Origin of the sequence: uncultured Aquincola sp. (assembly GCF_964001545.1) — a bacterium.
In the GTDB taxonomy this organism is placed as follows: Bacteria; Pseudomonadota; Gammaproteobacteria; order Burkholderiales; family Burkholderiaceae_C; genus Aquincola.
The window spans coordinates 1-6,815 of the sequence record NZ_CAXFDV010000737.1; the positions used below are offsets into that span (position 1 = coordinate 1).

Below are 6,815 nucleotides of genomic sequence, written 5' to 3' on the forward strand. Positions count from 1 at the left end.
GAGAACCAGACGCCCAACCGCGTCACCCTCACCGCCACCGACCACGACGCCATCATCGGCACCATCACCGTGGGCCTCGACGGGCCGGAAGGCCTGCACGCGGAAGACACCTTCGGCCCCGAAGTGGCTCAGCTGCGTGCGGCGGGCCACCGCATCTGCGAATTCACCAAGCTGGCGATGGACCCGGTGTCGGGCGCCAAGCAGGTGTTGGCCTCGCTGTTCCACGTGGCCTACATCGTGGCCTACCGGTTCAAGGGCTTCGACACGCTGCTGATCGAGGTCAACCCCCGCCACGTCAACTACTACGTGCGCATGCTGGGCTGCAAGGTGCTGGGCCCCGAGCGCATGAACCGCCGCGTCAATGCGCCGGCGGTGCTGCTGCACCTGGACTTCGGCTACACGCTGCAGCAGATCGCCAAGTTCGGCGGCCAGCCCGAGCTGTCGGCCACCGAGCGTTCGCTCTACCCGTTCTCGTTCTCGCTGACGGAAGAGGCCGGCATCATCAGCCGGCTGCAGAAGTCGAACTGGTCGACCGACCGGCCGATGGGGTCCTGAGCGCCCGCAAGGGCGCAGGGCTCAGATGTCGAAGCTGGAGCCGGCGCTGGACTGCAGCGCCTGTTCCACCACCGCCCGCCCCAGCGGCGGCGCGAAGGTCTCGATGAAGGCGTAGGCGTAGTCGCGCAGAAAGCTGCCGCGGCGCACCGCCAGCCGGGTCATGTTGGCGGCGAACAGGTGCCGCGCATCCAGCGCCGTGAGGTGGCGGTCGCGCTCTTCGTCGTAGGCGATGGCCGCCACGATGCCCACGCCCAGCCCCAGTTCCACATAGGTCTTGATGACGTCGGCGTCCATCGCCGTCAGCACCACCTGCGGCTGCAGGCCGTGGCGCTCGAAGGCCTCGTCGATGTGGCCGCGGCCGGTGTAGCCGGCTTCATAGGTCACCAGCGGGTAGGCGGCCACGCTTTGCAGCGTCAGGCTGTCCAGCGCGGTCAGCGGATGCCCCGGCGGCGTGATGACGACGTGGGTCCAGCGGTAGCAGGGCAGGGCCACCAGTTCGTCGTACTGCGTCAAGGCCTCGGTGGCCACGCCGATGTCGGCGCTGCCGTCCAGCAGCATCTGCGCCACCTGCTGCGGCGAGCCCTGGTGCATGTGCAGCGTGACGTCGGGGTGCGAATTGCGGAAGTCGCGCACCGCCGTGGGCAGCGCATAACGCGCCTGCGAGTGCGTGGCCGCGATGGTGAGCGTGCCGCTGCCGGCACGGGCGAAGTTGTCGCCCGCGCGGCGCAGGTTGTCGGCCTCCATCAGCATGCGCTCGACGATGGGCAGCACGGTGGCGCCGGGGGCGGTGAGCCCGGTCAGGCGCTTGCCGGCGCGCACGAACAGCTCGATGCCGAGCTCTTCCTCCAGCTCGCGGATCTGCCGGCTGACGCCGGGCTGCGAGGTGTGCAGGGCTTCGGCCACCGACGTCAGGTTGAAGCCCTGGCGCACGGTTTCCCGGACAGATCGCAACTGCTGGAAGTTCAAGGGCGGACGCTCGCTGATGAGAGCGCCGCATTTTGTTAGCCGTTTTTATGCGAAAGAACTACTTATTGCGCCTTAGCATATTTGTTGGGCGCATAAGAGTGGCTCACCCTGCTGCGGAAATCACGCCACCACCCAGGCACACCTCGCCGTCGTACAGCACGGCCGACTGGCCCGGCGTCACCGCCCACTGCGGCTCGTCGAAGCGCAGGCCGAAGCTGCCGTCCTCGCGCAGCTCGAAGCGGCAGCTGGCGTCGCTCTGCCGGTAGCGGGTCTTGGCCGCGCAGTCGGCCAGCGCCGGCGGCGTGCCGGCGATCCAGCTGGTGTCGGCCGCACTCAGTGCGGGCGACTGCAGCCACGGGTGGTCGTGGCCCTGCACCACCACCAGCACGTTGCGCTTCAAGTCCTTGCGTGCCACGTACCAGGGCGCATGCTCGCCCTGCGGACCCTGCGCCGACTTCACGCCGCCGATGCCCAGGCCCTGGCGCTGGCCCAGGGTGTAGAAGCTCAGGCCCACGTGCTGGCCGACCACGCGGCCGTTTTCGTCCTCGATGCGGCCGGGCGCATGCTGCAGGTAGCGGTTCAGGAACTCGCGGAACGGCCGCTCACCGATGAAGCAGATGCCGGTCGAGTCCTTCTTCTTGGCGTTCGGCAGGCCGATCTGCTCGGCGATGCGCCGCACCTCGGTCTTGTGCAGCTCGCCCACCGGAAACAGCGTGCGGCTGAGTTGCGCCTGCGACAGCCGGTGCAGGAAGTAGCTCTGGTCCTTGCCCGGGTCCAGGCCCTTGAGCAGCTCGAAGCGGCCGTCCACCTCGCGCACGCGGGCGTAGTGGCCGGTGGCGATCTTCTCGGCGCCCAGGCGCATCGCGTGGTCGAGGAAGGCCTTGAACTTGATCTCGGCGTTGCACAGCACGTCGGGGTTGGGCGTGCGGCCGGCGCCGTATTCGCGCAGGAATTCGGCGAACACCCGGTCCTTGTACTCGGCCGCGAAGTTCACGTGCTCCAGCTCGATGCCGATGACGTCGGCCACCGACGCGGCGTCCAGGAAGTCCTGGCGCGTGCTGCAGTACTCGCTGTCGTCGTCGTCTTCCCAGTTCTTCATGAAGATGCCGACGACCTCGTAGCCCTGCTGCTTGAGCAGCCAGGCCGTCACCGCCGAGTCGACGCCGCCCGACAGGCCCACCACCACACGCTGCTTGTTCCTCGTTTCCATGCGCGGATTGTCCCGCGCGGCCGCCATCAGCGTTTGACCTCGGGCACGAAGACCGTGGGATCCACGGTGAGCACCTCCAGCGGGTAGCGCTTGCCGGCCAGGTGGTCGTCCAGGCAGCGCAGCAGCAGCGGGCTGCGGTGCGGCACCGGGCTGCGGCGGATTTCGTCGGGCGTCATCCACACCGTGCGCAGGATGCCGTCGTCCAGCACCCAGCCGGGCGCCGGCTCGCTGGCGGTGCCGGCAAAGGCCATGCGCAGGTAGGTCACGTCTTCGCCGGTGGCGGGCCGGTGGAAGCGCGAGAGGTACAGCCCCAGCAGGTACTGCGGCTGGAAGCTGCAGCCGGTTTCTTCCAGCGCCTCGCGGATGGCGCCCTGCACCGGCGATTCGCCGGGTTCCAGGTGGCCGGCCGGGTGGTTCAGGCGCACGCCTTCGGAGGTTTCCTCTTCGATCATCAGGTAGCGGCCCTGGTGTTCGATGACGGCGGCCACGGTCACGCTGATCGGGGGACGGCGGGAACTCATGGCCGGATGGTAGCCGCGTGAACCATGACACGGACCGCAGGGGAACTTGTGTAAGCTGCCCCGCAACATGCCGCGCCAGAACGGCGGCCAGCAATTCATCACTGTTGGAGGAGATCCACCCATGCTCATCGGCGTTCCGCTCGAGACGGCCGCGGGGGAAACCCGCGTGGCCGTCACCCCCGAGACGGCCAAGAAACTCATCGCCCAGGGCCACCGCGTGCGGGTGCAGGCCGGTGCCGGCGTGGCGGCCAGCGCCACCGACGAGGCCTACCAGGCTGCCGGGGCCGAGACCACCGACGCAGCCGGCGCCTTCGGCGCCGAACTGGTGCTCAAGGTGCGGTCCCCTTCACCCGACGAGCTGGGGCTGATGAAGCCCGGCACCGCCCTGGTGGGCATGCTCAACCCCTTCGACCGTGACGGGCTGGGCCGCCTGGCCGCCGCCGGCCTGACCAGCTTTGCGCTGGAAGCCGCGCCCCGCACCACGCGGGCGCAGAGCATGGACGTGCTGTCCAGCCAGGCCAACATCGCCGGCTACAAGGCCGTGATGATCGCGGCCGACAAGTACCAGCGCCTCTTTCCGATGCTGATGACCGCGGCCGGCACCATCAAGGCCGCGCGCGTCGTCATCCTGGGCGTGGGCGTGGCGGGCCTGCAGGCCATCGCCACCGCCAAGCGCCTGGGCGCCGTCATCGAGGCCAGCGACGTTCGCCCATCGGTCAAGGAACAGGTGGAGTCGCTGGGCGCCAAGTTCATCGACGTACCGTACGAGACCGCCGAGGAGAAGGAAGCGGCCGAAGGCGTGGGCGGCTATGCCCGCCCGATGCCGCCCAGCTGGCTGGAACGCCAGAAGGTGGAAGTGGCCAAGCGCGTGGCGCAGGCCGACGTGGTGATCACCACCGCGCTGATCCCTGGCCGGCCGGCGCCGGTGCTGGTGACCGAAGACATGGTGCGCAGCATGAAGCCCGGCTCCGTGGTGGTGGACCTGGCCGCGCCCGCGGGCGGCAACTGCCCGCTCACCGAGTCGGGCCGCACCGTGGTCAAGCATGGCGTCACCCTGGTGGGCGAGACCAACCTGCCCGCCCTGGTGGCCGCCGATGCCAGCAGCCTGTACGCCCGCAACGTGCTCGACTTCCTGAAGCTGGTGCTGCCCAAGGACGGCGGCTTCCAGGTGCCGATGGACGACGACATCGTGGTCGCCTGCCTGATGACCCAGGCCGGCGAGATCAAGCGCGCCTGACCCACGGAGCCCCTCATGGACATCGTTTCGCACACCGTCACCAACCTCATCATCTTCGTGCTGGCCATCTACGTGGGCTACCACGTGGTGTGGACCGTCACCCCCGCGCTGCACACGCCGCTGATGGCGGTGACCAATGCCATCAGCGCCATCGTCATCGTGGGTGCCATGCTGGCCGCCGCGCTGACCGAGGGCGCACCGGCCAAGATCTTCGGCGTGCTGGCCGTGGCGCTGGCCGCGGTCAACGTCTTCGGTGGCTTCCTGGTCACCCGGCGCATGCTGGAGATGTTCAGGAAGAAGGAGCGCCCGGCCGCCAAGAAGGAGGGTGCATGAGCCTCGACCTCGTCACGCTGCTCTACCTTGTCGCCAGCGTCTGCTTCATCCAGGCCTTGAAGGGCCTGAGCCATCCCACCACCTCCATCCGCGGCAACCTGTTCGGCATGGCGGGCATGACCATCGCGGTGCTCACCACCGCGGCGCTCATCGTCAAGCTGGCCCAGGGCAGTGCCGGCGGCCTGGCCTGGGTGCTGCTGGGCCTGCTGGTCGGCGGCAGCGCCGGCGCGCTGATGGCCAAGCGGGTGGAGATGACCAAGATGCCCGAGCTGGTGGCCTTCATGCACAGCATGATCGGCCTGGCTGCGGTGTTCATCGCCGCGGCCGCGGTGATCGAGCCGCATGCCTTCGGCATCGCGCTCAAGGGCGACCCCATCCCCGGCGGCAACCGCATCGAGCTGGCGCTGGGTGCCTTCATCGGCGCGGTCACCTTCAGCGGCTCGGTCATCGCCTTCGGCAAGCTCAGCGGCAAGTACAAGTTCCGCCTGTTCCAGGGTGCGCCGGTGCAGTTCACGGGACAGCACATCCTCAATGCGCTGCTGGGCCTGGCGGCGGTGTTCTTCGTCTTCGGCTTCTGGCATTCGCAGAGCAGCCTGGACATCACGGCGGTCATTGTGCTGGGCTTCGTGCTGGGCGTGCTGCTCATCATCCCCATCGGCGGGGCCGACATGCCGGTGGTGGTGAGCATGCTCAACAGCTACTCGGGCTGGGCGGCGGCGGGCATCGGCTTCAGCCTCAACAACAGCATGCTGATCATCGCCGGCTCGCTGGTGGGCAGCTCGGGCGCCATCCTGAGCTACATCATGTGCAAGGCGATGAACCGCTCGTTCTTCAACGTCATCCTGGGCGGCTTCGGCGGTGATGCCACGGCGGCGGCGGCCGGCGCGCAGCAGCAGCGCAGCGTCAAGAGCGGCAGCGCCGACGACGCGGCCTTCATCATGGGCAATGCCGAGACGGTGGTCATCGTGCCGGGCTACGGCCTGGCGGTGGCGCGGGCGCAGCATGCGGTCAAGGAGCTGGCGGCCAAGCTCACCGCCAAGGGCGTGACGGTGAAGTACGCCATCCACCCGGTGGCCGGCCGCATGCCGGGCCACATGAACGTGCTGCTGGCCGAGGCCGAGGTGCCCTACGACCAGGTCTTCGAGATGGAGGACATCAACGGCGAGTTCGGCCAGGCCGACGTGGCCATCATCCTGGGCGCCAACGACGTGGTGAACCCGGCCGCGCACACCAAGGGCAGCCCGATCTACGGCATGCCGATCCTGGAGGCCTACAAGGCCAAGACGGTGATCGTGAACAAGCGCTCCATGGCCGCCGGCTACGCGGGCCTGGACAACGAGCTGTTCTACATGGACAAGACCATGATGGTCTTTGGCGATGCTAAAAAAGTAGTGGAAGATATGGGCAAGGCCATCGAATAGGCCGAGGTTCCGTCCCGGCCCGCGCTCTGCGGGCAAACCCTTACGGCGCCGCTCAGGCGCCGTTTTCGTTTTCATCCCAATCCGACTCCGGAGGAGACACATCCATGACCGATCGTCCCTGGCTCAGCAGTTACCCGCAAGGCGTGCCTGCCGACATCGACCCATCGCAGTACGCGTCGCTGGTCGGTCTCATGGAAGAGAGCTTCTCGAAGTACGCCGACCGCACGGCCTACAGCTTCATGGGCAAGGACGTGAGCTATGCCGAGACCGACAAGCTCAGCAAGGCCTTCGCGGCCTACCTGCAGGGCCTGGGCCTCGCCAAGGGCGACCGCGTCGCGGCCATGATGCCCAACTGCCCGCAGTACCCGATCGCGGTGGCCGGCATCCTGCGCGCGGGCCTGATCCTCGTGAACGTGAACCCGCTGTACACGCCGCGCGAGCTCGAGCACCAGCTCAAGGACTCGGGCGCGAAGGCGATCATCATCATGGAGAACTTCGGCGTCACGCTGCAGCAGTGCATCGCGGCCACGCCGGTCAAGCACATCGTGCTGGCCTCGATGGGCGACCGGCTC

General features: G+C 68.1%; 8 protein-coding genes. 5 read left to right on the plus strand and 3 right to left on the minus strand.

The features are described 5' to 3' along the window. On the plus strand, positions 1-555 hold a 555-nt coding region (locus ABNT58_RS25875), incomplete at its 5' end, for a long-chain N-acyl amino acid synthase (protein ID WP_348756255.1). Between the two features lie 21 nt (positions 556-576). On the opposite strand, the gene ABNT58_RS25880 is transcribed toward ABNT58_RS25875, so the two are convergent. From ABNT58_RS25880 to ABNT58_RS25890, 3 genes are all read right to left on the minus strand, one after another. Beyond that, on the minus strand, positions 577-1,521 hold the full coding sequence (locus ABNT58_RS25880; RefSeq protein WP_348756256.1) for a CysB family HTH-type transcriptional regulator: 945 nt from the start codon (positions 1,519-1,521) through the stop codon (positions 577-579). A 103-nt stretch (positions 1,522-1,624) separates the two neighbouring features. After that, a complete protein-coding gene (gene mnmA / locus ABNT58_RS25885; RefSeq protein WP_348756257.1) occupies positions 1,625-2,731 on the minus strand; it encodes a tRNA 2-thiouridine(34) synthase MnmA in 1,107 nt (368 codons plus the stop codon). A gap of 26 nt (positions 2,732-2,757) precedes the next feature. Then, on the minus strand, positions 2,758-3,252 hold the full coding sequence (locus ABNT58_RS25890) for an NUDIX hydrolase (RefSeq protein WP_348756258.1): 495 nt from the start codon (positions 3,250-3,252) through the stop codon (positions 2,758-2,760). 121 nt (positions 3,253-3,373) lie between these two features. Between ABNT58_RS25890 and ABNT58_RS25895 the strand changes: the two genes are divergently transcribed. From ABNT58_RS25895 to ABNT58_RS25910, 4 genes are all read left to right on the plus strand, one after another. After that, positions 3,374-4,489, plus strand: coding sequence for a Re/Si-specific NAD(P)(+) transhydrogenase subunit alpha (locus ABNT58_RS25895; protein ID WP_348756259.1), 1,116 nt, complete (start codon positions 3,374-3,376; stop codon positions 4,487-4,489). Between the two features lie 15 nt (positions 4,490-4,504). Further along, a complete protein-coding gene (locus ABNT58_RS25900) occupies positions 4,505-4,822 on the plus strand; it encodes an NAD(P) transhydrogenase subunit alpha (protein WP_348756260.1) in 318 nt (105 codons plus the stop codon). Next, positions 4,819-6,243, plus strand: a complete 1,425-nt coding sequence (locus ABNT58_RS25905) for an NAD(P)(+) transhydrogenase (Re/Si-specific) subunit beta (RefSeq protein ID WP_348756261.1) — start codon at positions 4,819-4,821, stop codon at positions 6,241-6,243. The genes ABNT58_RS25900 and ABNT58_RS25905 overlap by 4 nt, the downstream gene beginning before the upstream one ends. Before the next feature lie 104 nt (positions 6,244-6,347). Then, on the plus strand, positions 6,348-6,815 hold a 468-nt coding region (locus ABNT58_RS25910), incomplete at its 3' end, for an AMP-binding protein (RefSeq protein WP_348756262.1).